The organism is Streptomyces sp. NBC_00076 (assembly GCF_045041235.1).
GTDB lineage: Bacteria > Actinomycetota > Actinomycetes > Streptomycetales > Streptomycetaceae > Streptomyces.
In genome coordinates, this window is the sequence record NZ_CP108242.1 from 6,909,426 (window position 1) to 6,936,218 (window position 26,793).

Consider the following 26,793-nt stretch of genomic DNA (forward strand, 5'->3'; position numbering starts at 1 on the left):
CGCTACTTCCGTTTGCGTTTCTTCACGAGCAGCCGCGGCAGACCGGCCGGCATCGGGCTGCGGGTGGTCGCCGGTGTCGGCAGCGGAGCCGCGGCCAGGTCACCGTCGGGCAGCGGTGCCCTCGCGCCGGTCGGCTCCAGGCGCAGCACCCGGCACTCGCGGGCCCAGCGCTCCGTCATCGCCTCACCGTCGGGCGCGTTCAGTCGCTTGCCCTTGAGTTCGGCGACCGTCGCCTCCCACTCGGGGGACCCGGGCGCCAACTCCGCGACCTTCGCCGTCCAGGAGACCAGCCGGCCACCCTTGTCCTTGCTGCGGACCGTGACCTCGGCGTCGGCCCCGTCGGCCAGCCCCGGCAGGGGCTGCTCACCGGGCCCGTCGCCGACCAGACAGGCCGCGCCCTCGTGCCACACGTGCCACAGGGCACGGGCCGGGGAACCGGGACCCTGGGCCCAGATGAGGCCGGACTTCTTCGTGGCCTCCTCGACGAGGGCCCTCTCGAGCAGCTCGGTAGTCATGCGCCCACCCTAACCAGGTGCCCTCACAGCCAGCCGTTGCGCTTCAACGTGCGGTGGATGACCAGACAGAGGGCCACCGTGACGGACATGATCACCGGGTAGCCGTACTTCCAGTGCGTCTCCGGCATGTAGTCGAAGTTCATCCCGTACACCCCGCACACCATCGTCGGTACGGCGATGATCGCGGCCCACGAGGTGATCTTCCGCATGTCCTCGTTCTGCGCGACGGAGGCCTGCGCGAGGTTGGCCTGGAGGATCGAGTTGAGCAGTTCGTCGAAGCCGATGACCTGCTCCTGGACACGGGCGAGGTGGTCGGCGACGTCCCGGAAGTACTTCTGGATGTCCGGGTCGATCAGCCGCATCGGCCGCTCGCTGAGCAGCTGCATGGGCCGCAGCAGCGGCGACACCGCCCGCTTGAACTCCAGGACCTCACGCTTGAGTTGGTAGATCCGCGCCGAGTCCACACCCCGTGAGACCCCGCCGCGCCGGCCCGGCGAGAAGACCTCGGTCTCCACCTCGTCGATGTCGTCCTGCACCGCGTCGGCGACCGCGATGTAGCCGTCGACGACGTGGTCGGCGATCGAGTGCAGCACCGCCGAGGGGCCCTTGGCGAGCAGCTCGGGGTCGTCCTGGAGGCGGTGGCGCAGTGCCCGCAGCGAACCCTGGCCGCCGTGCCGGACGGTGATGAAGAAGTCCCGTCCGGTGAAGCACATGACCTCGCCGGTCTCGACGACCTCGCTGTTGGCGGTGAGCCGGTCGTGCTCGACGTAGTGGATGGTCTTGAAGACGGTGAAGAGGGAGTCGTCGTAGCGCTCCAGCTTGGGCCGCTGGTGGGCCTGGACGGCGTCCTCCACGGCCAGCGGGTGCAGTCCGAACTCCCTGGCGATACCGGCGAATTCGGCCTCGGTCGGCTCGTGCAGTCCGATCCACACGAAGCCGCCGTCGCGGCGCACCACGCGCATCGCCTCGTGCGGGGTCAGCGGCTTGTCCTGCTGGACACGGGCGCCGTCGCGGTAGACGGCGCAGTCGACGACGGCGGAGGGCGTCGAGGGGTCGCGGGTGGTGTCGTAGAGGCCGGTGTCCTTGCGCAGGGAGATGCGGGACGGGCGGACCACGGCACGCAGGTCGCGGATCATCGACATGGCTGGCTCCTTCGTGACAACGGCAACGAAAGGCCGCCGGCGACGGGTGGAACAACCCGGAATGGGGACGTCCTGAGACGAGGCCTCCCCGCCCTTCGAAGCGGGGGAAGGATGTTTGGCACGTCCACAAAGCGGGGAGCACCGCACCGTCGCGGTGGCGAGCTTCGCTACTGATACAGGTACTGATTCAGGCAGGCAGATCAGACAGATCAGGTAAAACGAAACGAAGCGCTCTTCCGCGGTGCAGTGAGTGCGAGAGGTGGCAGTCAGCCAGAGCCGGAGCAGCTACATCAGCGGCGGGAAGAGCGGGTGCTACTGCACGGTCGACTTCGGTCCATTGCAGCCCCACCTCCTCCGGCCGGTCCCTCGTAAGGGAGTCTCGTCGGCGTCGGGGCTTGACCGCGACGCTTCAGCGTGCTGCCCCGAACCACCGGGCAAGAGTAGCAGTCGACCGAACTGTCAAGGCGCTGCTTTGCCCGGTACTGACGAGTTCTATGCTCGCCGCATGGCTGATGTTCTTCCTCTGGTCGAGGCCCGGTTGCGCACCGCGCTCGGCACACCGGACGCCCGCGCGGCGGTCACCTTCCTCGGCACGGACCGCATCGAGGTGCTGCGTTTCCAGGACACCGGCCAGGAGGGCGGGGTGGTCCGTTACGCCACGCTCGGCATGTCCGCGCACCCCATGACCGACCCCACGGCGGCGCTCGCCGATCCGGTCAAGGGCCCGCGCGCCGAGCTGATCCTGTCGGTCCGTTCCGGTCTCGCCGACATCGACAAGGTGCTCCGTCCGCTCGCCGTTCTCGCCGCGTCCCCGCAGGTCGAGGGCCTGATCGTGGCTCCCGGCGCCTCCCTCGACGTCGGCGGTCCGCTGTGGCCCGACGCCCCGTTCACCTCGGTACTGGTCGCCGAGCCCGGCGGTCTGGTGGAGGACCTGGAGCTCGATGAGCCCCTTGACCCCGTACGGTTCCTGCCGCTGCTCCCGATGACCCCGAACGAGGCCGCCTGGAAGCGCGTGCACGGCGCCCAGGCGCTCCAGGAGCGCTGGCTGACGAACGGGACGGACCTCCGGGACCCGTCCCGTAAGTCCGTCCCGCTGGCGTGACCCTCCAGGTGAGGAAGGTCACCAACCGGTGGCCGAAAAATGTCAGTTGACGAAGACGGCGACACCGTCCTCGGCAGCCTGCCGCGGCTCCAGCTCCTCAGCCTCGTGATTGAGCGCCTCCCGGCGTACGACCACCACGAGCGCACCCAGAAGGGCCGTCACCGCCGCGACCACGAACGGGATGTGGATGTCGGTCCACTCCTCGATCTTCGGCGCGAAGTAGGGCGCGGCGGCCGCCGCGAACCAGCGCACGAAGTTGTAGCCCGCGCTGGCCACGGGGCGCGGCGCGTCCGAGACGCCCAGGGCCAGCTCCGTGTACACCGTGTTGTTCACGCCGATGAAGGCACCGGACAGGATCGTGCAGACGACGGCCGCGGTGTGGCTGCCGTACCCGAGGACGAGCACGTCGGCCGCGAGCAGCACCAGCGAGCCGCCGAGCACCCGCAGCGAGCCGAACCGCTCCTGCAGACGCGGCGCCACGATCACCGAGAAGACGGCGAGCAGCACACCCCAGGCGAAGAACACGGCCCCCGACTTGTACGGGGTCATGTCGAGCACGAACGGTGTGAAGGCCAGCACGGTGAAGAACGTGTAGTTGTAGAAGAACGCCGAGCCCGCGGCCGAGGCGAGGCCGCCGTGGCCGAGCGCCTTGATCGGGTCCAGCAGCGAGGTCTTCCTGGCCGGCTTCGGCTGTTCCTTCAGGAACACGGTGATGCACAGGAAGCCGATGGCCATCAGGAACGCGGTGCCGAAGAAGGGGTAGCGCCAGCTGGCGTCACCGAGCAGCGCGCCCAGCAGGGGCCCGCACGCCATGCCGAGGCCGAGGGCGGACTCGTACAGCAGGATCGCGGCCGCGCTCCCGCCGGCCGCGGCGCCGACGATGACCGCGAGGGCGGTCGAGACGAACAACGCGTTGCCCAGGCCCCAGCCGGCCCGGAAGCCGACGAGTTCGTCGACCGAGCCCGAGGTGCCCGCGAGGCCCGCGAAGACCACGACCAGGGTGAGACCGAGCAGCAGGGTCTTCTTGCCGCCGATCCGGCTGGAGACGAAGCCGGTGACCAGCATCGCGATCGCGGTGATGAGGAAGTAGGAGGTGAAGAGCAGGGAGACCTGGCTGGCGGTGGCGTTCAGGCCCGAGGCGATGGACGGCAGGATCGGGTCGACGAGTCCGATGCCCATGAAGGCGACGACGGACGCGCCGGCGGTGGCCCACACCGCCTTGGGCTGGCGCAGGATGCTGCCGGCTCCCGCGTCGAAAGGATCCTGGCTTGCGGGGTCCTGGCGTGCTCCCATCGTGTGCTCCCATCCCGAGTGGTGATAGTTGGTATATGCACACAGTAGGTTAGGGCGGCTAATTAATGCAAGCTGCACATAGTTTTTCCTGGTGCTTCCGCTCGGACGGGTGATCGTCCCTTGACGTGGCGGGTCGGGGGTAGGACCGTGGGGCGCTATGAGGGGCGAACCCAGTTGCCCGAAGTGTGGTGGCCGGGTCAGGGCTCCCGGACTCTTCGCCGATACCTGGCAGTGCGATGCGCACGGCGCCGTGCATCCGGTGCAGCCCGTGATCCCGCCCAGCGTCGAGGCCCTCGGAGTAGTGGTGCACCGCACCAAGGTGCCGGTGTGGATGCCTTGGCCGCTGCCGGTCGGCTGGCTGTTCACGGGCGTGGCCGCTGCGGGCGACGACCGCAGCGGCGGCCGGGCCACGGCGGTGGCCTGTTCGGGGCCCGGACCGCTCGGCGGCATGGGCGAGCTGATCCTGGTGGCCGAGGAACTCGGCGTCGGCCTCGGCGCGCGGTACGCGGGCATCGACGGCCCGGACCCGGGTCCGTACATGAGCGTGGAGAAGCCGCCCCAGGCCAAGGTGCTGGCCGCCGGCCGGCCGACCCCGCTCTGGCATGTCGCCGGCGCCCCGGACGACCGCGCCGTCTTCGCGGGCGAGGCGCTGGGACTGTGGGTGTGGGCGGTGGTGTGGCCCGAGCAGTCCGGACTGCTGATGTACGACGAGTTGGTGCTGACGGATCTGCGGGACGCGGGGGCGGAGGTGGAGTTGGTGCCGTGCGGCGCGTTGTCGCCGCGCTTGCTCAAGCCGTAGCGCTCCGCCGGGTGGGGCGGCTCGAGGGCGAGGCGGGGTGCATGCGGGCCGCGGGCGTCTGCGGGTCGTCGGGGCCCGGTCGCGCCCACGCGGCAGGGCCGCATGGGGTTGCGACCCCGCGCCCCTGGGTGGATGCAGGTGTAGGGGGTGCTCCTGGAGTGCGGGTGTGACAGGGGAGCTGGAAAATCTGGTTATCCTTGAGCGTCCCCGTCAGTCCAGTCCGGTCCGTTCAGGCCGCCCCGTCATCGTCTGGAGTCCGCGTCGTGCGCGTCGATCTGCACACCCACTCCACCGCTTCCGACGGTACGGACAGCCCGGCCGAGCTGGTGCGCAACGCCGCCGCGGCCGGTCTGGACGTCGTCGCCCTGACCGATCACGACACCACCCGTGGCCACGCCGAGGCGAGGGCCGCGTTGCCGGAGGGGCTCACGCTGGTCGCCGGCGCAGAGCTGTCCTGCCGTATCGACGGCGTCTCCATGCACATGCTGGCCTACCTCTTCGACCCCGAGGAGCCGGCGCTGCTCGCCGAGCGGGAGCTGGTGCGTGACGACCGGGTGCCGCGGGCGCGGGGGATGGTCGCCAAGCTCAACGAGCTGGGTGTGCCCGTCACTTGGGAGCAGGTCGCGCGGATCGCGGGCGACGGCTCGGTGGGGCGGCCGCATGTCGCGACCGCGCTGGTCGAGCTCGGCGTCGTGCCCACCGTGAGCGACGCGTTCACCGAGCAGTGGCTGGCCGACGGCGGCCGAGCCCACGTGGCGAAGCACGAGACCGACCCCTTCGAGTCGATCCGGTTGGTCAAGGACGCGGGCGGGGTCACCGTGTTCGCGCATCCGGCCGCCGCCAAGCGGGGCCGTACGGTGCCGGACTCCGCGATCGCCGAGATGGCCGCGGCCGGCCTGGACGGCATCGAGGTCGACCATATGGACCATGACGTGGACGCGCGGACGCGACTGCGGGGGCTGGCCAAGGAATTGGGCTTGCTGGTGACGGGCTCCTCCGACTACCACGGCAGCCGCAAGACCGTCTCGCTCGGCGAGTACACGACCGACCCCGAGGTGTACGGGGAGATCACGCGGCGGGCGACGGGCGCGTTCCCGGTGCCGGGGACCGGCGGGGTCTGAGGCTCACCTCCCTCACGTCCACGTCCCTTCACCGCTCTGCAAGGCCCTCATGTTCGACGTCGCCGTCTTCGGCTCCCTCTTCCTGACCCTCTTCGTCATCATGGATCCCCCCGGGATCACCCCGATCTTCCTCGCGCTGACCGCCGGCCGCCCGGCCAAGGTGCAGAAGCGGATGGCCTTCCAGGCCGTCTGTGTGGCCGGTGGTGTGATCACCGTCTTCGGGCTCCTCGGACACCAGATCCTCGACTACCTGCATGTCTCCGTGCCCGCACTGATGATCGCGGGCGGGTTGCTGCTCCTGCTGATCGCGCTGGACCTGCTCACCGGCAAGACGGACGAGCCGAAGCAGACCAAGGACGTCAACGTGGCGCTCGTACCGCTGGGCATGCCACTGCTGGCCGGTCCGGGTGCGATCGTGTCCGTCATCCTGGCGGTCCAGAAGACCGACGGTGCCGTGTCGCAGGTGTCGGTGTGGTCGGCGATCCTCGCCATCCATGTCGTCCTGTGGGTGGTGATGCGGTACTCGCTGCTGATCATCCGGGTCATCAAGGACGGCGGTGTGGTCCTGGTGACGCGCCTTGCGGGCATGATGCTCTCCGCGATCGCCGTACAGCAGATCATCAACGGGGTCACTCAGGTGGTCCGGGCGAGTTAGGAGATCCGGCCGAGCCCGGTGACTGCACCGGGTCTGTGGACACGCGCAGAGCCCCCGTCGGCGTCGGTGCCGAACGGGGGCTCTGAAACTGTAGAGGGACCCGGGATTATGAGGCCGAGGTGTCGGCCGGGCGGATCCACAGCCGCTGCCCGATCGAGGCAGCCTGCTGAACGATACGGTTGACGGAGGCGGCGTCTACGACGGTGCTGTCCACGGGCGTTCCGTCGACATCGTCGAGTCGCATGATTTCGAAGCGCAAGGGCTTCTCCCTTCGTCTGGTCATCCTCCTGAGGAGAACTACTAGGCGGACGGAACAAGAGGCATCGGTGCTCCTGCTTCCGTAGTAGCCAACGCGATGCGTGTTACAAACATTCCCTACGCTAAAGAAATTTTTCGAACGGCTAATTACTGACCGGTAAGCGGTGTGGAAGGGGCCGGTGGGAGACTGACCGGGACCAGTTGTGTTCGCAGCGTGACCGCCGGAACAATGGTGCCGATGAACGACGACCTCGGGGCCCTCAGTGCCCGCATCGACCGCACCAACGAGCTGCTCCAGCGCATGCTCGCCGAGGTGGCGAAGACGCCCTCGACGCACGCCATCTTCGTCGACGCGGGTTACCTGTACGCGGCCGCGGGACGACTCGTGGCCGGTACGGAGGACCGCCGCTCCTTCGACCTCGACACCGAGGGGCTGATCGAGGCGCTCATCGACCGGGCCCGCACGATCTTCGCGGACAGCCGGCTGCTGCGGGTCTACTGGTACGACGGCGCGAGACGCCGCATCCACACGGCGGAGCAACAGTCCATCGCCGAACTCCCGGACGTCAAGGTCCGACTGGGCAACCTGAACGCGAACAACCAGCAGAAGGGCGTCGACTCGCTCATCCGCTCCGACCTGGAGTCCCTCGCCCGGCACCGCGCCATCAGCGACGCCGCGCTGCTCGGCGGCGACGAGGACCTGGTCTCGGCGGTGGAGGCGGCGCAGGGGTACGGCGCCCGTGTGCACCTCTGGGGCATCGAGGCACCCGAGGGCCGCAACCAGGCCGAGCCGCTGCTCTGGGAGGTCGACAGCCAGCGCACCTTCGACCTCGACTTCTTCAAACCGTACGTGTCCCGGCGCGTGGCCCCCGCCTACGAGGCGGCGGCGTCCCGTCCAACCCGCGAGGACGTCCGTTTCGTGGGCGCGCAGATCGCGGCGAAGTGGCTGGCCGCGCGGGGGCGCGAGTCACTCGTCGGGCTGCTGCCCGGCCACCCCTATCTCCCCGGGTCGGTGGACCAGGAACTCCTGGTGGAGGCGGAAGGGCTGCTCCAGTACTCGCTGCGCGGCCAGGCGGACCTGCGCCGGTCCCTGCGGGACGGCTTCTGGGAGCATCTGCAGACGTTGTATTAGCCGGGCGTCGTACCAGCCGGACTCTGTGCTGGGGTGCCGTCCCAGAAGTCGGCGAGGGCCCGTGCGGTCGGCTGGGGCTGGTCCGCGTTCGGGGAGTGCTCGGCGCCGGGGACGACCGTCCGGCGCGCCCGCAGTCGTACGGCCATGTCGTCGAGGAGCGTCACGGGCCAGGTGTCGTCGGCGGCGCCCGACAGCACGTGGAACGGCAGCGGGACGGCGGCGAGTTCGGTGACCCGGTCCGGCTCGGTACACAACTGGCGTCCCGTGGCGAGGAGTTGGGCGCGCTTGGTGCCCAACCAGCGGCGGCGCAACTGGTCCTGGTCACCGATGCCGACGGCGGGCCCGCCGACCTCCTCCGGCGGCCCCATCGCCTGGATGGCCCCCCACACCTCGGCCATGTCCATCACGGCGAGCGCGTCCCGCAGCAGCTTCACGCGCTGCTGCTGGGAGTCGGAGATCTGCGCCGGGCCGGAGGACATGAGGGTGAGCGAGCGGAAGGGGGAGTGGTCGAGCAGTACGGCCGCCCGGGCGATCTGCCCGCCGAGGGAGTGCCCCAGCAGATGCACGGGCGTCCCGACGGCCTCGGCCTGCGCGAGCACGTCCCGCGCCAGCCGTTCCCGCGCGTAGGCGGACTCGTCGTCCTCGGGGCCGTCCGACTCGAACTGTCCCCGGCCGTCCACGGCCACGATCCGGTACCCGCGCGCCGTGAGCGGCTCGTGCAGCAGCGTGAAGTCCTCCTTGCTGCCGGTGAACCCGGGCAGCATCAGCACGGTCCCCTTCGCCTCGTCGCCGGCCACCGGGCTGTCCACGACGGCGAATTCACCGCGTGCGGTGCGCAGAGGGTAGGCGCGGGCGCCGGAGGGCGGGGTGAAGGAGACGCGACGGCTCACGGGGGGAGGCTATCGGGTGGGTCTCCTGCCGACCGGGGCGGGAGTCGGGGCACGCAGGTCGCCGGTGGGCCGGGGCGGGAAACGCCGACGGCCCGGTTCACATGGCGTGAACCGGGCCGTCGAGCGCGGGATCAGCTCTCCGCGGGCTCCGTGGCTTCCGCGGCCTTACGGGGCCGCCGTACCCTCGGCGTGGCCTCGGCGGACTGGGCCGGGATGTCGGCGGACGCGGCGGGCTCCGCGGCAGCCGTGGCCTTGCGGGCCCGGCGCGCCTTGGGCTTCGCCTCGGCACCTTCCGCCGTGTCCACGGCAGCCTCGGCCGACGCCGCGGTCTTGCGCGTACGACGCGGCTTGGCCTCCGTGCCCTCGGCGCTGTCCACGGCCGCTTCCGCGGCTGCGGCGGTCTTGCGGGTGCGGCGCGGCTTGGTCTCCGCGGCGTCCGCAGTGTCCGTGCCCACGGTGGGCTCGGCTGCCTTACGGGTACGGCGGCGGGGTGCCGCTTCCGTGCCCTCGGCGGTGTCCACGGCCGTCTCCGCGGCTGCGGCGGTCTTGCGGGTGCGGCGCGGCTTGGTCTCCGCGGCGTCCGCAGTGTCCGTGCTCACGGTGGGCTCGGCTGCCTTACGGGTACGGCGGCGGGGTGCCGCTTCCGTGCCCTCGGCGGTGTCCACGGCCGCTTCCGCGGCTGCGGCGGTCTTGCGGGTACGGCGCGGCTTGGTCTCCGTGCCCTCGGCCGTGTCCACGGCGGCCTCGGCCGACGCCGCGGTCTTGCGTGTACGGCGCGGCTTGGCCTCGGTGGGCTCCGGCTCCTGGGCCGTCTGAGCCGGGATCTCGGCGGTGACGGCCGCTACGGGCTCGGCGGCCTTGCGGGTACGACGACGCGGCTTGGCCTCCGTGGCCTCGACGGTGTCGAGGGCCGCCTCGGCGGGAGCCGCGGTGGCTGCGGCGGTCTTGCGGGTACGACGGCGGGGCTTGGTCTCCGCGACCTCCACAGCGTCAGCAGCCGCTTCAGCGCTGCCTTCCGCGGCCTCGGCCACAGCCTCAGTCGTCGTCTTGCGGGTACGACGCCGGGGCTGGGCGGCGGGAGCCTCGGGCTCCGACACCGTCGTCGCCTCGGACACCCGCACCGCGTCCGTGACGGCCTCCGGGCTCACCGGCGCGGCCGGCTCGGTTGCCGCCGCCGCCGTCGTCGGCTCGGCCGATGTGAGCGCCGTCTCCGCGGACTTGCGAGTACGGCGGCGACGCGACTTCGCCGGGGCCTCAACGGAATCCGGGGCAACCGTGCCCTCGGCCGTCGCGACGGCCGACTCCGCGCTCGCCTCGGGCGCAAGCGCCTCGACGGCCGTGGCCGCCGGTACGGCATCGCCCTGAGCGCCGTTACGGGTCCGACGGCGACGACGCGGGGTACGCGTCGTCGCGGACGTGTCCTCCGCGGGAACGGTCGTTGCGGAGGAGACCGCCGTGGCACTCTCCTCCGGCGCGATCGCCTGAGCCGCCCCGGAGGACGCCGTGGCGTCCAGCGGCGTACCACTGCGGGTACGGCGGCGGCGACGCGGTGTACGGGCCGAGCGCTCGCTGTCGGCGGACCGGGACTCGTCCCGGTCGCTCCGCTCACTCCGGCCACCTCGGCCGCCCTGGCCACTGCGGCCGCCCTGGCCACCGCGACCGTTCCGGTCGCCGCGACCGCGCGGACCGCGCCCGCCCGGCTCGCCCAGGTCCTCGAGCTCCTCCGCGTCGAGCCCGGCACGCGTCCGCTCGGTGCGCGGCAGGACGCCCTTCGTGCCCGCGGGAATGCCGAGTTCCTCGTAGAAGTGCGGGGAGGTGGAGTACGTCTCCGGCGGGTCGCTGAAGTTGAGCTCCAGCGCCTTGTTGATGAGCTGCCAGCGCGGGATGTCGTCCCAGTCGACGAGCGTGACCGCGATGCCCTTGGCGCCCGCGCGGCCGGTACGGCCGATGCGGTGCAAGTAGGTCTTCTCGTCCTCGGGGGACTGGTAGTTGATGACGTGGGTGACGCCCTCGACGTCGATGCCGCGGGCGGCGACGTCGGTGCAGACGAGCACGTCGACCTTGCCGTTGCGGAAGGCGCGCAAGGCCTGCTCGCGGGCGCCCTGGCCGAGGTCGCCGTGGACCGCGCCGGACGCGAAGCCGCGCTGCTGGAGCTGGTCGGCGAGGTCGGCCGCCGTGCGCTTGGTACGGCAGAACACCATGACCAGGCCGCGGCCCTCGGCTTGGAGGATGCGCGAGACCATCTCGGGCTTGTCCATGTTGTGCGCGCGGTACACGTGCTGCTTGGTGTTCGCGACGGTCCTGCCCGCGTCGTCCGGCGACGTGGCGTTGATGTGCGTGGGCTGCGACATGTACCGGCGGGCGAGGCCGATGACCGCGCCCGGCATGGTCGCCGAGAACAGCATGGTCTGGCGCTTGACCGGAAGCATGTTGATGATCTTCTCGACGTCGGGCAGGAAGCCCAGGTCGAGCATCTCGTCGGCCTCGTCGAGGACGAGGGACTTGATGTGCTTGAGGTTGAGCTTCTTCTGGCCCGCGAGGTCCAGCAGGCGGCCCGGAGTGCCGACGACGACGTCGATGCCCTTCTTGAGGGCCTCCACCTGGGGCTCGTAGGCCCGGCCGCCGTAGATCGCGAGAACCCGCACGTTGCGCACCTTGCCCGCGGTCAGCAGGTCGTTGGTGACCTGCGTGCACAGCTCGCGGGTGGGGACGACCACGAGCGCCTGCGGTGCGTCGGTGAGGGCCTCGGGCTGGGCGCGCCCGGCCTCCACGTCGGCGGGGACGGTGACGCGCTCGAGGAGCGGGAGGCCGAAGCCCAGCGTCTTGCCGGTGCCGGTCTTGGCCTGGCCGATGACGTCCGTGCCGGAGAGGGCGACGGGGAGGGTCATCTCCTGGATGGGGAAGGGGGTGATGATGCCGACGGCTTCGAGGGCCTCGGCGGTCTCGGGAAGAATCCCGAGCTCCCGGAAGGTCGTAGTCAGGGTGCTGCCTCTTCTGTGTGGGCGGTGCGAGGCGAGCTCGGGGGTCGTCCAAGACCGTGCTGGGGACGTCGACTGCCTTACGGGCAAGCCGTATGGCACGGGACCACTGCCGACGCTCTAGCGCTCGTACCGCTGAGGGTCCCCCTCCGGATTCCGTACGCATCGCGCCGTACGGACGAGGAGGGCTGTCGGGTCGGAGCCGATCGGGCCACCGACCGGGCATCCTCATGCGTGCAGCCCGTCAAGATACGTCAGAGACCTCAGCGGGCGCATTACCACCATACCCCGGAATCGCGCACATGCGATGGCCGATTTGGTCACGTAGTCGTCGTCACACTGATTGACCAGGGACTTCCGTCGTGCGACGGGCCAGCTATTGTGCGCTACATGACGACGCCTGACAACACCTCCGACGCAACCGCAGACGTTTCCCCCGAGGTCACCGGAGTCGCTGCCCAGGACTGGTCCCGGGCCTGCGTGGACCCGCAATACCGCGCGGCGGTCGTGGACCTGCTCGGCGCTCTCGCATACGGGGAACTGGCGGCCTTCGAGCGGCTCGCGGAGGACGCCAAGCTGGCGCCGACGCTGGCGGACAAGGCGGAGCTCGCGAAGATGGCGTCCGCCGAGTTCCACCACTACGAGAAGCTGCGCGACCGGCTCACGGAGATCGGTGAGGAGCCGACCCTGGCGATGGAGCCGTTCGTCGCCGCGCTCGACGGCTTCCACAAGCAGACGGCACCGTCCGACTGGCTGGAGGGTCTGGTCAAGGCGTACGTCGGCGACTCGATCGCCAGCGACTTCTACCGCGAGGTCGCCGCTCGCCTCGACGCGGACAGCCGGGAACTCGTCCTCGCCGTCCTCGACGACACCGGTCACGCCGGCTTCGCCGTGGAGAAGGTGCGCGCCGCGATCGACGCGGAGCCGCGCGTCGGGGGACGACTCGCGCTGTGGGCGCGGCGGCTGATGGGCGAGGCGCTGTCGCAGTCCCAGCGCGTGGTGGCCGACCGGGACGCCCTGTCGACGATGCTCGTGGGCGGGGTCGCGGACGGTTTCGACCTCGCCGAGGTGGGCCGGATGTTCTCCCGCATCACCGAGGCCCACACCAAGCGGATGGCGGCGCTGGGGCTGGCGGCCTAGGTTCCGTCCCTGCCCCGGCTGTTCCCGGGGCCTGTCCCGTGGCGCGCTGTGGGGTGCCGGGATCGGAAAGGACGCCGCGATCGGCGACGGGTCAGGCGGTCGCCGATCGGCGGCGGAGTCTTCCCGCGGGGCGCAGCAGCAGCGAGAGCGAAGCCGCGGAGACGACCGCCGCGCCGGCCAGGGGCAGCAGAACGCCTCCGGCGTCCAGCGCGCTGTGGGTGACGAAGGCGCCGAACAGGGCTCCGGCGACACCGGTCGCGAGGACCAGGGAGCGGGTCGGCAGGCGATGGGACAGGCGGTGGATCGCCGCCCCCGCCAGCAGCAGACCGAGCAGAGCGGAGCCGAGCGCTTCCAACATCATCATGGGGTCCCTCCCACACGCCGCACTGCGCGTCACGTTCGTAGCCCGTCATACCCGTGACCTGCGGAATGCAATCCTCCTCTGTGTGCTGCTTGTGCTCCATATGTGGAGGAAAAAAATTCGGGAGGGGCCCGGCGACACATGGTCGCCGGGCCCCTCCCGTCGCGCGGGACGCGCGAATGTCTCGCGCGTGACTACAGCGCGCCGAATCCCACCTTGCGGGGGGCCGGTTCGCCGAGTTCGACGTAGGCGAGACGGTCGGCCGGCACGAGGACCTTGCGGCCGTGCTCGTCCACGAGGCTCAGCAGCTGAGACTTGCCCGCCAGCGCCTCGGCCACCGCTCGCTCGACGTCCTCGGCACTCTGACCGCTCTCCAGAACGATCTCGCGGGGTGCGTGCTGCACGCCGATCTTGACCTCCACGGCTATGTCCCTCCGACGGTCAGTGAAGTGCGCGACCTTCCGCGCCGTACCAGCACACATTAGCCCGGCGGGAGGACGTGCATGCTCCGCCCTAGAACGCCAGGAGCGAACATCGGGCGGGAACAAACACGCCGCACGCGCGCGTGCGACTCAGTGGTGGTCGATGCCGTGCAGCGGGAAGCCCGCGATGCCCCGCCAGGCCAGGGACGTCAGCAGCTGGACCGCCTGGTCGCGTGGGACGCTGCGGTCGCTGTGCAGCCAGGAACGGGCCACCACCTGGGCGAGACCGCCCAGACCCGACGCCAGCAGCATCGACTCCGCGCGCGACAGGCCGGTGTCCTCCGCGATGACCTCGCAGATCGCCTCGGCGCACTCGTTCGTGACCTTGTCGACGCGCTCACGCACCGCGGGCTCGTTCGTCAGGTCCGACTCGAAGACCAGGCGGAAGGCGCCGCCGTCGTCCTCGACGTACGCGAAGTAGGCGTCCATGGTCGCCCGGACGCGCTGCTTGTTGTCGCTCGTCGACGCGAGCGCGTTCCGGACGGACTGGATCAGGGACTCGCAGTGCTGGTCCAGCAGCGCGAGGTAGAGGTCGAGCTTGCCCGGGAAGTGCTGGTAGAGCACCGGCTTGCTGACGCCGGCGCGCTCGGCGATGTCGTCCATCGCGGCGGAGTGGTAGCCCTGCGCCACGAAAACCTCCTGGGCGGCGCCCAGCAGTTGGTTCCGTCGGGCACGGCGCGGCAGGCGCGTGCCTCGCGGGCGTGCTGCCTCTGTCTGCTCGATGGCTGTCACGCCGCCTCCCAATGTCGTCCACTTGCGGTGTGCGCCGCGCGGCCATCGTACTTTTCGGTAACCCTGGTGTGCGCGGTGCGAGCGCAGAATTTCACGGACCGGACGGTGGCGATAGCCGGGCAGAAGGTTTCAAGACGTGATTTACCGGGCAACAGGGCGCACCACTCCTGTTCAGCGGCGAGCCATCCCAGGCATTATCGGTAGTCGTCCTCGTCGAGGGAGACGACCCGGGCCTGTTCGATGAGGTCGGCCTCGTCGCCGCGGGCCGGGTCCACACCTGTCAGTGGGTCGTCCCGGTCGGGCACCACGGCCTTGTGCTGTTCGGCCGCGTCGCCTTCTGGGGCCTCGACGTCGATTTCCTCGTCGTTCTCGATACCCTCGGCCGCGAACGTCTCGGGGTCGGTGGGGTCGACGGTCATGGGGGGCTCCCTTCCTAGAACGTCCCTGATGTACACAGGGGGCTACATGCGGGTGCCCTGCGTACGAGGGTAGGAGACACACGATCTGTACGCCATTGATCCGGTGGTGGTCCGAGCGCTTGTCTGTGAACATGTCATCTTGTGACGGCGAACACACGAATCACTGCGTGATCGTCTCGTAACATTGCCGCATGTCTTCGACCGAGCTGCCGTTCGTGCCGCCCGCCAATGTGCTCCCCAAGGTGGCGCCCGTCCGGGTCGCGGAAGGTGAACGCCTGAGGTCGGTCGGGCTGCCCGGGATCACGCTGTCGATCCGGTCGAGACCGCCGGCGCGTGCGGGTCTGCCGCCCGCCCTGTGCGTCCACGGACTGGGCGGTTCCTCGCAGAACTGGTCCGCGTTGATGGAGCAGGTGCAGGCCACCGTCGACAGCGAGGCCGTCGATCTGCCGGGCTTCGGCGACTCCCCGCCGCCGGACGACGGTGACTACTCGATCAGCGGGCACGCGCGCGCGGTCATCCGCTACCTCGACGCGTCCGGGCGCGGCCCCGTGCACCTCTTCGGGAACTCGCTCGGCGGCGCGGTCTGCACGCGTGTGGCCGCGGTGCGTCCCGATCTCGTCCGCACGCTCACGCTCGTCTCGCCGGCGCTGCCGGAGATCCGCGTCCAGCGCACCGCCGTGCCGACGGGACTGCTCGCGGTGCCCGGCGTGGCCGGACTCTTCACCAGGTTCACCAAGGAGTGGACGGCCGAGCAGCGGGTCCGCGGGGTCACGGCCCTGTGCTACGGCGACCCCGGACGGGTGACGCCCGAGGGCTTCCGGTACGCGGTGGAGGAGATGGAGCGGCGGCTGCGGCTGCCGTACTTCTGGGACGCGATGACGCGCTCCGCGCGCGGGCTGGTGAACGCGTACACCCTGGGCGGCCAGCACGCGCTGTGGCGCCAGGCGGAACGTGTCCTCGCCCCGACGCTCCTCGTCTACGGTGGCCGGGACCAACTCGTGGGCTTCCGCATGGCCCAGAAAGCGGCCCGCGCGTTCCGCGACTCCCGCCTGCTCACCCTGCCCGAGGCGGGGCACGTGGCGATGATGGAGTACCCCGAAACGGTGGCGGGCGCGTTCCGTGACCTCCTCACGGACGCGGAGGCCGCCGGGGGAAGGACGGGTGCCCCCGACGGGGTCGCCGGGATGTCGAGCACTACTGGCGCGGGGAGCTGAGGCGCGGCGTGGGACGCCACAGTCGACGTGGACCTGCCCCCGAGAGTGCCCCCAGGCGCGACAGCGGTGACAGCGACATCAACAACGACAACGACAACAGCGACAGCGACAGGGGTGTGACGGGCGGCCGGGACCGGACGTCGAACCGGACGCCCGCTCGCGGGATGCCGCGTCTTCCCGACGGGACGCCCGCGCACGGTGTTCCCAGGCTTGCGGACGGCACCCCGGCCCGAGGTGTGCCCCAGGTGCGTGGTGGACATCCCGAGCAGCGGGAAACCGGCGGTGGCTGGGGCGGGTCGAGCGGGCGGGCCGGTGTCGGGCAGGGCGGGCCCGGGCCGGTGATACCGCGTCAGCGTCCGGCACCACGGACGGGGCCGGGCCCGCGGACAGGGCCGGGCCCGCGTCAGGACTACCTCGACGCCTTCGAGGCGGACGACGACGTCTTCGTCCCCCGTGCGGCCGCCTCCGGGCCTCGCACGGGCTCCGCGCCCTCGTCCCGGACCGCCGTGCACGCCTCCGACCCCTACGGCTCGGTCACCGCGTGGCCGGACGAGGCGGCCGTCGACGCGGGCGAGGACGACGACGCGCCGCCGACGGGCGAGCCCACCACGGTCAAGGGGACCAAGGGGCGGACGTTCACCGGCATCGCGGCCGCCGCCGTCACGACCGTGCTGGCCATCGTGGTGGCCGGCCAGGTCGCGGACGGGCGGGGCAGTGGTGACCTGCGGGACCAGGCCGCCACCGATCAGGCACGGGACGCCCGCGGCTCGGACTCGCAGGACGGCGTGACGCCGTCGCCCGAGGCGACGCCGCTGACGTACGAGCAGAAGATGGGCAGGACGTACGCGCTCGGCGCCACCCTCAAGGCCTCGGGGAAGTTCGACGCGATCCCCGGGGTCGACAAGGCGCCCGGCAAGGGGCAGAAGTACACCTACCGAGTGGATGTGGAGCAGGGACTCGGACTCGACGGCGAACTGTTCGCCGAAGCCGTCCAGAAGACGCTCAACGACGGCCGGAGCTGGGCCCACAACGGCTCCCGTACCTTCGAGCGGGTCTACTCCGGCAAGACCGACTTCGTGATCACGCTCGCCAGCCCCGGCACGACCGCCGAGTGGTGTGCCAAGTCCGGCCTGGACACCACCGAGGACAACGTGTCGTGCGACTCGGCCGCCACCGAGCGCGTGATGATCAACGCGTATCGATGGGCACAGGGATCAACGACATACGGTGATCGGATCCATCCGTACCGGCAGATGTTGATCAACCATGAGGTCGGTCACCGGCTCGGCTACGGCCACGTCAGCTGCGACAAGGACGGGGAGCTCGCGCCGGTCATGCAACAGCAGACCAAGTTCCTCGACCACGACGGAATCCACTGCAAGGCCAATCCCTGGCCGTTTCCGGGGAGTTGACAGGCGCCGCTGACGTCACGTTGACATGCGCAGAAAAGTCATACATATTGCTGCGCATGTCGTTCCGTCACGCCTCCTCCCGCGCAGCCATCGAGCTTGCGCTGATCGGTGTGACCCCCCTGTGCGTGGCCGACATTCTCTGTCGCTGACGTCCGCCCCAGGCGTGCGCGTCGCGAACTCTCTTCCCTCCCGTGGCTCGGCCACGGTTTTTCCGACGACCTGACGCCGGGGCAGACGTCTGTGCACTTCTGTCTCACTCCTCGTCAATCCGTCTCGTGATCCGAGACTCATCCTCGAGAGGTCGTCTCCGATGCGTCCACCGTCCCTTACAGCGCGCCGTGTGGCCGCGGCATCCGTAGGCCTGGTTCTGGCAGCGGGCGCCGCGGCCTGCGGGCCCGAGGACAACGATGCCAAGGCGTCCGCCGGCGACTCCACGCCCCACAAGGGCGGCACACTCACGGTCCTGAACTCCGCCCCGCAGCAGGACTTCGATCCGGCCCGCCTGTACACCTCCGGCGGCGGAAACGTCCCCTCCCTGGTGTTCCGTACGCTCACCACCCGCAACCGCGAGAACGGCGCGGCCGGCACCGAGGTCGTCCCGGACCTCGCCACCGACACCGGGCGCCCCAACAAGGACGCGACCGTCTGGACGTACACCTTGAAGAAGGGGCTGAAGTACGAGGACGGCACCGCGATCACCTCGGCCGACATCAAGTACGGCATCGAGCGCTCCTTCGCCCCCGAGCTCTCCGGCGGCGCCCCCTACCTGAGGGACTGGCTGGTCGGCGCGGCCGGCTACCAGGGCCCTTACAAGGACAAAAAGGGGCTCTCGGCGATCGAGACGCCGGACGAGCGGACCATCGTCTTCCATCTGAACAAGCCCGAGGGCGAGTTCCCGTACCTGGCCACGCAGACGCAGACGACGCCCGTCCCGAAGAGCAAGGACACGGGAACGAAGTACGAGGAACACCCGGTCTCGTCCGGCCCGTACAAGGTCGTCACGAACGAGAACGACGGCGAGCACCTCGTCCTGGCGCGCAACACGAACTGGTCCGCCTCGACGGACGCCGAGCGCAAGGCGTACCCGGACAAGATCGACGTACGGTCCGGGCTGGACTCGTCCGTGATCAACCAGCGGCTGTCGGCGTCCCAGGGGGCGGACGCGGCCGCGGTCACCACGGACACCAACCTGGGCCCGGCCGAACTCGCGAAGGTGACCGGTGACAAGAAGCTGGCCGCACGCGTCGGCACCGGCCACTTCGGTTACACGAACTACCTCGCGTTCAACCCGAACGTGAAGCCGTTCGACAACCCCAAGGTGCGGCAGGCGATCTCGTACGCCATCGACCGCTCGTCCGTGATCAACGCTGCCGGTGGTTCCGCGCTCGCCGAGCCCGCCACCACCTTCCTGCCGGACCAGAAGTCCTTCGGGTACACGCCCTACGACGTGTTCCCGGCGGGTGAGACCGGCAACGCGGCGAAGGCCAAGGAGCTGCTGAAGGAGGCCGGTCACGCGAACGGGCTCACCATCACCCTGGCCCACTCCAACAGCAAGGACTTCGAGACCAGCCCCGAGATCGCGACCGCGGTCCAGGACGCGCTGAAGAAGGCCGGCATCACCGTCAAGCTCCAGGGTCTGGAGGACAACGACTACTCCGACAAGATCCACAACGTGAAGACCGAGCCGGGCTTCTTCCTCGCCCACTGGGGTGCCGACTGGCCCTCGGGCGGTCCCTTCCTCGCCCCGATCTTCGACGGTCGGCAGATCGTCAGGGACGGCGCGAACTTCAACACGGGCTTCCTCGACGACAAGTCGGTCAATGCCGAGATTGACGCGATCAACAAGTTGACTGATCTTGACGCTGCCGCCAAGAGGTGGGGAGCACTGGACAAGAAGATCGGCGAGCAGGCGTTGACCGTGCCGCTGTTCCACCCCGTCTACAAGCGGCTGTACGGGGAGGACATCAGGAACGTCGTGATCAGCGACTGGACCGGTGTTCTGGACATCTCGCAGGTCGCGGTCAAGTAACGCCATGAGTGAGGCACTTGTCGCCTCCCAGGCCCCCGGGACGGACATCGTCGTCCCGGGGGCCTCCGGGGCTCGTCAGTTCTGGCGGCGGCTGCGCGCGCAGCGAGCCGCCCTCGTCGCGGCGGTCGTCGTCGCGCTGCTCGTCCTGGTCGCTCTCGCCGCGCCGCTGCTCACGGCGATCGAGGGCCAGGACCCGACCACTTATCACCCGTCATTGGTGGATTCGGCGCGCGGCGGCGTGCCTGTCGGATCCCTCGGCGGCGTCAGCGGCGACCACTGGCTCGGCGTCGAGCCGCAGACCGGACGCGACCTGTTCGCGCGGCTGGTGTACGGCGCGCGGGTCTCCCTTGGGGTCGCGCTGGCGGCGACCCTGGTACAGGTCGCCATCGGTGTCGCGGTGGGCGTCGCGGCCGCGCTCGGCAACCGATGGATTGATCAACTGTTGAGCCGGGTCGCCGACATCATCGTCGCCATGCCACTGGTGATCATGGCGTTGGCGCTGCTGGCCATCGTGCCCAGCAGCTTCCCTAGGCCGGTGCTGGTCTCACTCATCATCGGCTTTGTCGCCTGGGGCACCATCGCCAAGATCACACGCGCCCAGACACTCAGCCTCAAGCAACTCGACTACGTCGCCGCCGCACGGCTCAGCGGCTGGGGCACCGTCAGGATCGCCCGCCGGGAGTTGCTGCCCGGCCTGGCCGGGCCTGTCATCACCTATGCCGCGCTCATGGTGCCGGCCAACATCTCCATCGAGGCCGCCCTGTCCTTCCTCGGCGTCGGCGTGCGGCCGCCCACTCCGTCCTGGGGGCAGATGCTCACCTCGGCCAACGTCTGGTACCAGGCGGCCCCGCAGTACCTGCTGCTGCCCGCGGGCGCCCTGTTCGTGACCGTGCTCGCGCTCACCGTCCTCGGTGACGGTGTCCGCACCGCCCTCGACCCGCGCGCGGCCTCGCGCCTGCGCGTCGGCACCGGTCGCAGGCGGGAGGCGAAGGCATGAACGGCTTCACCGGTTTCGTCCTGCGCCGTGGCGTCGGCGCCATGGCCACCCTCCTCGCGATCTCGGTGATCGTCTACGTGGTCTTCTACGCCACCCCTGGCAACGTCGCCCAGATCACCTGCGGTCCACGCTGTTCGCCGGAGCAGGTGCACCAGGTCGCCCAGCAGCTCAAGCTCGACGATCCGCTCTACCTGCGCTACTGGCACTTCCTGGAGGGCGTCTTCGTCGGTCAGGACTACTCGACCGGCACGTCCGTCGGGCACTGTTCGGCGCCCTGCCTGGGGCTCTCGTACCAGAGCGATCAGCAGGTCACCCGGATCATCCTCGGGAAGCTGCCGGTCAGCCTGTCACTGGTGTTCGGGGCGATGGCGCTCTGGCTGCTGCTGGGCGTGGGCACCGGCGTGCTCTCCGCCTGGCGGCGCGGCCGGTTCACCGAGCGGGCCCTGACCGGTGTCACCCTCGCCGGTGTCGCGACGCCCCCCTTCGTCATCGGCCTGGTCCTGATGATCGTGGTCTGCGGACAACTGGGGCTGCTGCCTTTCCCGGAGTACGTCCCCTTCTCCGACGACCCGGAGCAGTGGGCGTGGAACCTGCTGCTGCCGTGGCTCACCCTCGCCCTTGGTGAGGCGGCCTACTTCGCCAGGCTGACCCGGGCGTCGATGCTCGAGACGCTCAGCGAGGACCACATCCGCACCTTCCGGTCCTACGGCGTCGGCGAGCGCTCGATCGTCGGCCGACACGCGCTGCGGGGCGCCCTGGCGCCGATCATCGCGCTGAACGCCAACGACTTCGGCTCCGCGGTCGGGGGCGCCGTTCTCATCGAGACCCTCTTCGGCCTGCCCGGTATCGGACAGGAACTGGTCCATGCCGTCAACGTGGTCGACCTGCCGGTGGTCGTCGGCATGGTCCTGGTCATCGGCTTCTTCGTGGTCGTCGCCAACGCCGTCGCGGACGTGCTGTACGCGGTGGCCGACCGACGGGTGGTACTGACGTGAGCGACTCCCAGAAGGCTCCTTCCCGCAACCTCGTCGACGTACGGGACCTGTCCGTCGAGTTCGGCGAGCTGCGTGCCGTCGACGGGCTCTCCTTCCGGCTGGAGCGGGGCGCCGCCCTCGCCCTGGTCGGCGAGTCCGGCTCCGGCAAGTCCACGGTCGCCTCGGCCCTGCTGGGCCTGCACCGCGGCACCGGCGCGCGCGTCGGCGGCTCGGTCACGGTCGCCGGTGTCGACGTACGACAGGCGTCGGACGACGCGTTGCGGCAGCTGCGGGGCGCGAAGGCCGCGATGGTCTTCCAGGACCCGCTGTCGTCCCTCGACCCGTACTACGCGATCGGGGACCAGATCGCCGAGGTGTACCGCGTGCACACGCGGGCGTCGCGCCGGGCGGCACGCGCGCGTGCGGTGGAGGTACTGGACCGGGTGGGAATCCCGGACGCACCGAGGCGGTCACGTTCCCGTCCGCACGAGTTCAGCGGCGGCATGCGACAGCGTGCCCTCATCGCGATGGCGCTGGCCTGCGAACCCGAACTGCTGATCGCCGACGAGCCGACGACCGCGCTCGACGTCACCGTCCAGGCCCAGATCCTCGACCTGCTGCACACGCTGCGCGAGGAGACCGGCATGGGGTTGCTGCTCGTCACGCACGACGTGGGTGTCGCCGCCGAGAGCGTCGACGAGGTCCTCGTCATGCGGCACGGGAGGGTTGTCGAGCACGGGCCTGTCGCAGCAGTGCTGAGGGCGCCCGCGCAGCCGTACACCCGCGAGCTGCTGGACGCGGTCCCGCGCGTGGACGCGCCCCGCGCACCCTCCCGGGCGTCCGACGAGGTCGTTCTGGAGGCGACCGGTCTGCGGCGCGAATTCGGGCGCGGGAAGCGGGCGTTCGCGGCCGTGGACGATGTGTCGGTGACGATCCGACGCGGCGAGACCCTCGGCATCGTGGGCGAGAGCGGCAGCGGCAAGACGACCCTGGGCCGGATGCTCGTCGGGCTCCTGGAGCCGACGGCGGGGGAGGTGCGATACGAGGGACACGCGCGCGTGGGAGTGCGTCCCGCCGTGCAGATGGTCTTCCAGGACCCGGTCTCCTCCCTCAACCCGCGCCGCAGTGTGGGCGAGTCGATCGCCGACCCGTTGCGGGCGCGCGGAGCGGGGGGCCTCCCGCTCGGGCGAAGCCGAGAGCGGGGGAAGGACGAGGGGCGCATCCGGGGGCGTGTGGCGGAACTGCTGGAGCGCGTGGGGCTCGAAGCCGCGCACTACGACCGCTACCCGCACGAGTTCAGCGGCGGACAGCGCCAGCGCGTGGGCATCGCGCGGGCGCTCGCGGCCGACCCGCGCGTCATCGTCTGCGACGAGCCCGTGTCCGCGCTGGACGTCACCACCCAGGCCCAGGTGGTCGCCCTGCTCGGCGAGTTGCAGCGGGAACTCGGACTCGCCCTCGTGTTCGTCGCGCACGACCTCGCCGTCGTGCGTCAGGTCAGCGACCGGGTCGCGGTGATGCGCCGCGGGCGGCTCGTCGAGTCCGGCCCGTCCGACGAGGTGTACGACAACCCGCAGGACCCGTACACCAAGCAACTCCTGGCCGCCGTGCCCGCACTCGACCCGGAGGTCGCGGCACGGCGCAGGGCGACCCGGCACGAGCCGGCGGTGACGACCGAACGTCTGTGACGACCGAACGTCTGTGGCGACCGAGCGTCTGTGATGACCGAGCGTCTGTGACGACTGCCCACCTGTGACGATACGTGCGCGAATGATCTCTTAGCGCGATCGAACGCCACCCGCACGGGAAAGTTACGACCGTTCACCCCTTTTGGTGGCGCGACGGACAACCGTCCGTCGCGCCACCGCCTTGTCCGCATACGTTCGTCCCGCTGCGAGCCGCCGGGCCAACGGCGGCTCTCCATACGGGAGATCGGGGGTGCGCTCGTGCGCATCGGACTGCTTACGGAGGGTGGCTATCCGTATGTGAGCGGTGACGCCAGGCTCTGGTGCGACCGGCTCGTGCGCGGGCTTGAGCAGCACGAGTTCGACATCTACGCGCTCAGTCGCAGCGAACGCCAGGAGGACGAGGGCTGGGTCCCGCTGCCGCCGCAGGTCAGCAGGGTGCGTACGGCACCGCTGTGGACCGCGGAGGACGACGGGGTGGTGTACGGACGGCGTGCACGCCGGCGGTTCGCCGAGTGTTACGGCGAGTTGGCGGCCTCGTTGTGTCACGGGGGAAGGTCAGACGCTTCCGGGGGGCCGTCCACCTCAGAGGCGGACCGTTTCGCCAGCGCGCTGTACGGGCTCGCCGAACTTGCCCGCGACGAAGGCGGGCTGGTGGGGGCGCTCCGTTCCGAGGTCGCCGTGCGTGCCCTCGAACGCGCCTGTCGTGCGCCCGGCGCGCCTCGCGCGGCGCGCCAGGCGCGCGTACCCGAACTGCTCGCCGTCGCCGGGCATCTGGAGCGTGCCCTGCGCCCCCTTTCGCTCGACTGGTACGAGGACGAAGGGCTCGGCTCCGTCGACCTGTGCCACGCCGCGTCCGGCGGCCCCGCGGTCCTGCCCGGGCTGCTCGCGCGCCACTTCACCGGTGTGCCCCTGCTGGTGACCGAGTACGGCGTGCGGCTGCGCACCCACTACCTGACCGCGACGGAGGCCGCACCCGCCGTGCGGGTCCTGCTCACCGCCTTCCACGGCAGGCTCGCCGCCGAGGCCTACGGGCGGGCTGCGATCGTCACGCCCGGTAACGCGCACGCCCGTCGCTGGCAGGAGCGCTGCGGCGCGGACCACGACAAGCTCCGCACGGTCTACCCGGGCATGGACGCCTCGGACTTCACGGAGGTCGGAGAGGCGCCGGAGTGCGCCGACCCCGACACCCTCGTCTGGGTGGGCCGGGTGGAACCGGCCAAGGACCTGGTGTCCTTGCTGCACGCCTTCGCCGATATCCGCAAGGGGGAGCCCAAGACCCGGCTGCGCATCGTCGGCGCCCCCGTGGGCCCCGAGGGCGCCGCCTACCTCGGGCACTGCAAGGCGCTGGCCGCGCAGCTCTTCCCGGACGAGGCCGACGGGCCGCACGCAGTCGGCGACAACCCGGTGTCCTTCGAGGAGCGAGGCGGCCCTGACCTGCCGACCCTCGCCGACGTGTACGCCGCGGGCTCCGTGGCCGTCCTGTCCAGTGTGGTCGAGGGTTTCCCCATCAGCCTGATCGAGGCCATGTTCTGCGGCCGCGCGACGGTCTCCACCGATGTCGGCGCGGTCGTGGAGGTCATCGGCGGCACCGGACTGGTCGTGCCCCCGCGCAATCCGCGGGCGCTCGCCGATGCGTGCCTGGCGCTGCTGCGCGACCCCGAGCGCCGTGCGCGCCTGGGAGCCGCCGCACGCGCCCGTGCGCTCGAACTGTTCACCGTCGAGCAGAACATCTCGGCATTTCACGGCATTTACCTGGAGATCGTCTCGCGTAATCCGGTCCGCCACATCGTCCTCGACCACACCGGAGAGCCTCTGCCGTTCGCCGCGCCCGCCGAGTCCCACGTACCCGGCAGCTGGACCGAGCGCGGCGGGCGGGTCGTGGCTCGCGGCGGACCCGGCTGGGCGGCGGAGCCGCAGGGCCGGGCCACGGCACCGATCGCCGCGGCGGAGGGAGCGTCATGAGCGGACTGGGCGAGTTGGACCGCCCCGGAAGCCCGAGTGGCGCCGGGCCGTGGGACCCGCGGTCGCAGGAGTGGCGCACGGCGGAGACGGACTCGGGGAAACCGGCCGTACACGAACCGGGGGCACACGAGCCGGCCGCACACGAGACGGCTGACCCCGACCCTCATGCCGATGCCGATGCCGATGCCGATGCCGAGGTCGAGGTAGGGGCCGTCGTCGGGGCCACCGGCGGCATCGGCGGTGCCGAGGCTCCCGGAGCCCGCGAGACCGTCCCCACCGCCCGCCGCGCCGGCGCTGACCCGGTGAAAGCGCTGATGCACCGTCACCACGAACTGTGCGAACGTGCCGTGGACCCCCTGGAGATCGCGGCGGGCCTGGAGGCCCACGGCGTCACCGACCGCACCGCGGCCCGCTTCCGACACCGTGACGTCTTCTCCCTCGCCGAGGAGATGTACGCCCGCGTCCCGCGCGACGGCGAAACGGCCCCGAGCCCCGCCCCGCAGGAGGCCCAGCGGGCGGGCGCCGGCCGGGTCGTGCTCGCCCTCCTGCCCGGAGTCCTCTGTACGGGCATGGTGGTCGGCCTGCACCTCACCCATGGACGAGCCCGCCTGGCCATCGCCGCCGGGGGCGTTATCGCCGTGGCCCTCGGCGTGCGTGCCGCGCTCCCCCGAGGCCCGCTCGGCACCCGGGCCCGCACCCACCCGAACGCCACCGGCGTTTGGGCGTGCTGGCTTTTGGCCTACGCCCTCCTCGGTGACGGGCTGCTCGGCGCGGCCCTGGTCGGCGGCCCCGACGGCCTCCCCGACGGCACCGCGAACGCCCCCTGGCCCGTCGCCACGGCCCCCGCCCTGGCCCTCGCCTGGGCCTGTGCGCCCGCCGCCTGGATCAGCCACCTCTTCGCCGTCCGCGCCGACCACAGACTGACCGCCAGCCGAGGCCTGGAGGACTTCGCCGCCTTCGTACGCCCTCTCCTGCTGGGCTCGTTCGCCCTGTTCCTCGTCGCCCTCACCGTCCTCCTGGCCGCAACCGGCCTGGCCCTCGACGCATCGCCCCCCTACGCCCCGACCCTCACCCTGGGCGCCCTCCTGCTCCTCGCCCGCCTCCTCACCGTCCACCGCTTCATCCACGCCCCTAAGGCCGTCCTGGCGGCCACCGCGACCTCTCAGGCGGTGGCCCTGGCCACCGTCTTCGCGGCCCGCCTCCCCGGCTGCGGCCTCCTGGCGGTCCCCGTCCAGACGATCACCGACGCCTGGGGCCCGGGCGCCATCCCGACCCTCACCTGCGGTCTGGGCGCCCTGACCCTCCTGGTCCACGCGATGCGCACGCTGACCCGGGCGTCGGCTCACGCCCGCCCCGGTGAGCAGCCATGACCGCCGTACCGCAAGGCGCCGACTGCCGACTGCCGACGCCCCGCACACCCGCCCGGGAGAACCAGCACCAGCACTCACACGCACAGCACGTCACAGGAACCCCGGCCCCGCGCCACAGGCACCCGCGACAG

25 protein-coding genes are annotated in these 26,793 nt (G+C 70.8%); 15 read left to right on the forward strand and 10 right to left on the reverse strand.

All coding sequences use genetic code 11. The features are described from left to right. Positions 1-2: 2 nt before the first annotated feature. Positions 3-515, reverse strand: a complete 513-nt coding sequence (locus OHA64_RS31590; protein WP_405618856.1) for a hypothetical protein — start codon at positions 513-515, stop codon at positions 3-5. Positions 516-538: 23 nt separating this feature from the next. After that, positions 539-1,657, reverse strand: coding sequence for a magnesium and cobalt transport protein CorA (locus tag OHA64_RS31595; RefSeq protein ID WP_405618858.1), 1,119 nt, complete (start codon positions 1,655-1,657; stop codon positions 539-541). A gap of 505 nt (positions 1,658-2,162) precedes the next feature. On the opposite strand from OHA64_RS31595, the gene OHA64_RS31600 reads away from it, so the two are divergent. Beyond that, a complete protein-coding gene (locus OHA64_RS31600) occupies positions 2,163-2,759 on the forward strand; it encodes a suppressor of fused domain protein (protein ID WP_405618860.1) in 597 nt (198 codons plus the stop codon). A gap of 42 nt (positions 2,760-2,801) precedes the next feature. On the opposite strand, the gene OHA64_RS31605 is transcribed toward OHA64_RS31600, so the two are convergent. Continuing rightward, entirely contained in the window at positions 2,802-4,052 is a 1,251-nt protein-coding gene (locus OHA64_RS31605) for an MFS transporter (RefSeq protein WP_405618862.1), read from the reverse strand. Between the two features lie 157 nt (positions 4,053-4,209). On the opposite strand from OHA64_RS31605, the gene OHA64_RS31610 reads away from it, so the two are divergent. The 3 genes from OHA64_RS31610 (at position 4,210) to OHA64_RS31620 (ending at position 6,627) form a co-directional block, all read left to right on the forward strand. After that, positions 4,210-4,851 (forward strand): DUF6758 family protein, encoded by a 642-nt coding sequence (locus OHA64_RS31610; protein ID WP_405618864.1) that lies wholly within the window; start codon positions 4,210-4,212, stop codon positions 4,849-4,851. 263 nt (positions 4,852-5,114) lie between these two features. Beyond that, positions 5,115-5,972, forward strand: a complete 858-nt coding sequence (locus OHA64_RS31615; RefSeq protein WP_405618866.1) for a PHP domain-containing protein — start codon at positions 5,115-5,117, stop codon at positions 5,970-5,972. Between the two features lie 49 nt (positions 5,973-6,021). Continuing rightward, the gene (locus tag OHA64_RS31620; RefSeq protein WP_405618868.1) at positions 6,022-6,627 is read left to right on the forward strand and encodes a MarC family protein; all 606 of its coding nucleotides are present in this window, start codon (positions 6,022-6,024) and stop codon (positions 6,625-6,627) included. Positions 6,628-6,733: 106 nt separating this feature from the next. Here the strand turns inward: OHA64_RS31620 and OHA64_RS31625 are convergent, their stop codons facing one another. Then, positions 6,734-6,886 carry a hypothetical protein gene (locus OHA64_RS31625; protein ID WP_006374340.1) on the reverse strand — a complete coding sequence of 51 codons (153 nt, stop codon included), beginning with the start codon at positions 6,884-6,886 and terminating at the stop codon, positions 6,734-6,736. Positions 6,887-7,123: 237 nt separating this feature from the next. Between OHA64_RS31625 and OHA64_RS31630 the strand changes: the two genes are divergently transcribed. Further along, the gene (locus OHA64_RS31630) at positions 7,124-8,017 is read left to right on the forward strand and encodes an NYN domain-containing protein (protein ID WP_405618870.1); all 894 of its coding nucleotides are present in this window, start codon (positions 7,124-7,126) and stop codon (positions 8,015-8,017) included. Here OHA64_RS31630 and OHA64_RS31635 read toward each other — a convergent pair. Together OHA64_RS31635 and OHA64_RS31640 are read right to left on the reverse strand one after the other, a co-directional pair. Then, positions 8,014-8,907: an alpha/beta fold hydrolase gene (locus OHA64_RS31635; protein ID WP_405618872.1), complete on the reverse strand. Its 894-nt coding sequence runs from the start codon at positions 8,905-8,907 to the stop codon at positions 8,014-8,016. The genes OHA64_RS31630 and OHA64_RS31635 overlap by 4 nt on opposite strands. 131 nt (positions 8,908-9,038) lie before the next feature. Continuing rightward, the gene (locus OHA64_RS31640) at positions 9,039-11,795 is read right to left on the reverse strand and encodes a DEAD/DEAH box helicase (protein ID WP_405618874.1); all 2,757 of its coding nucleotides are present in this window, start codon (positions 11,793-11,795) and stop codon (positions 9,039-9,041) included. A gap of 480 nt (positions 11,796-12,275) precedes the next feature. Between OHA64_RS31640 and OHA64_RS31645 the strand changes: the two genes are divergently transcribed. Continuing rightward, positions 12,276-13,025: a ferritin-like fold-containing protein gene (locus OHA64_RS31645; protein ID WP_405618876.1), complete on the forward strand. Its 750-nt coding sequence runs from the start codon at positions 12,276-12,278 to the stop codon at positions 13,023-13,025. 91 nt (positions 13,026-13,116) lie between these two features. Here OHA64_RS31645 and OHA64_RS31650 read toward each other — a convergent pair whose 3' ends face one another. The 4 genes from OHA64_RS31650 to OHA64_RS31665 form a co-directional block, all read right to left on the reverse strand. Beyond that, positions 13,117-13,386 (reverse strand): hypothetical protein, encoded by a 270-nt coding sequence (locus tag OHA64_RS31650; RefSeq protein WP_405624204.1) that lies wholly within the window; start codon positions 13,384-13,386, stop codon positions 13,117-13,119. A 194-nt stretch (positions 13,387-13,580) separates the two neighbouring features. Further along, positions 13,581-13,808 carry a DUF3107 domain-containing protein gene (locus tag OHA64_RS31655; protein ID WP_123762915.1) on the reverse strand — a complete coding sequence of 76 codons (228 nt, stop codon included), beginning with the start codon at positions 13,806-13,808 and terminating at the stop codon, positions 13,581-13,583. Between the two features lie 150 nt (positions 13,809-13,958). Further along, positions 13,959-14,600, reverse strand: coding sequence for a TetR/AcrR family transcriptional regulator (locus OHA64_RS31660; protein ID WP_405618878.1), 642 nt, complete (start codon positions 14,598-14,600; stop codon positions 13,959-13,961). Between the two features lie 194 nt (positions 14,601-14,794). Then, a complete protein-coding gene (locus OHA64_RS31665) occupies positions 14,795-15,019 on the reverse strand; it encodes a hypothetical protein (RefSeq protein ID WP_405618880.1) in 225 nt (74 codons plus the stop codon). A gap of 191 nt (positions 15,020-15,210) precedes the next feature. On the opposite strand from OHA64_RS31665, the gene OHA64_RS31670 reads away from it, so the two are divergent. From OHA64_RS31670 to OHA64_RS31710, 9 genes are all read left to right on the forward strand, one after another. After that, a complete protein-coding gene (locus OHA64_RS31670; RefSeq protein ID WP_405618882.1) occupies positions 15,211-16,233 on the forward strand; it encodes an alpha/beta fold hydrolase in 1,023 nt (340 codons plus the stop codon). Between the two features lie 8 nt (positions 16,234-16,241). Next, positions 16,242-17,645, forward strand: coding sequence for a DUF3152 domain-containing protein (locus OHA64_RS31675; RefSeq protein ID WP_405618884.1), 1,404 nt, complete (start codon positions 16,242-16,244; stop codon positions 17,643-17,645). A 56-nt stretch (positions 17,646-17,701) separates the two neighbouring features. Beyond that, a complete protein-coding gene (locus tag OHA64_RS31680; RefSeq protein ID WP_405618886.1) occupies positions 17,702-17,794 on the forward strand; it encodes an Ms4533A family Cys-rich leader peptide in 93 nt (30 codons plus the stop codon). A 161-nt stretch (positions 17,795-17,955) separates the two neighbouring features. Continuing rightward, entirely contained in the window at positions 17,956-19,674 is a 1,719-nt protein-coding gene (locus OHA64_RS31685) for an ABC transporter substrate-binding protein (RefSeq protein WP_405618888.1), read from the forward strand. Between the two features lie 4 nt (positions 19,675-19,678). Next, the gene (locus OHA64_RS31690) at positions 19,679-20,671 is read left to right on the forward strand and encodes an ABC transporter permease (RefSeq protein ID WP_405618892.1); all 993 of its coding nucleotides are present in this window, start codon (positions 19,679-19,681) and stop codon (positions 20,669-20,671) included. Then, positions 20,668-21,666 (forward strand): ABC transporter permease, encoded by a 999-nt coding sequence (locus tag OHA64_RS31695; RefSeq protein ID WP_405618894.1) that lies wholly within the window; start codon positions 20,668-20,670, stop codon positions 21,664-21,666. The genes OHA64_RS31690 and OHA64_RS31695 overlap by 4 nt, the downstream gene beginning before the upstream one ends. Then, positions 21,663-23,330, forward strand: a complete 1,668-nt coding sequence (locus tag OHA64_RS31700) for a dipeptide ABC transporter ATP-binding protein (protein ID WP_405618896.1) — start codon at positions 21,663-21,665, stop codon at positions 23,328-23,330. The genes OHA64_RS31695 and OHA64_RS31700 overlap by 4 nt, the downstream gene beginning before the upstream one ends. Positions 23,331-23,588: 258 nt before the next feature. Further along, on the forward strand, positions 23,589-25,292 hold the full coding sequence (locus tag OHA64_RS31705) for a DUF3492 domain-containing protein (RefSeq protein ID WP_405618898.1): 1,704 nt from the start codon (positions 23,589-23,591) through the stop codon (positions 25,290-25,292). Further along, positions 25,289-26,662: a hypothetical protein gene (locus OHA64_RS31710; protein WP_405618900.1), complete on the forward strand. Its 1,374-nt coding sequence runs from the start codon at positions 25,289-25,291 to the stop codon at positions 26,660-26,662. The genes OHA64_RS31705 and OHA64_RS31710 overlap by 4 nt, the downstream gene beginning before the upstream one ends. Positions 26,663-26,793 lie beyond the last annotated feature (131 nt).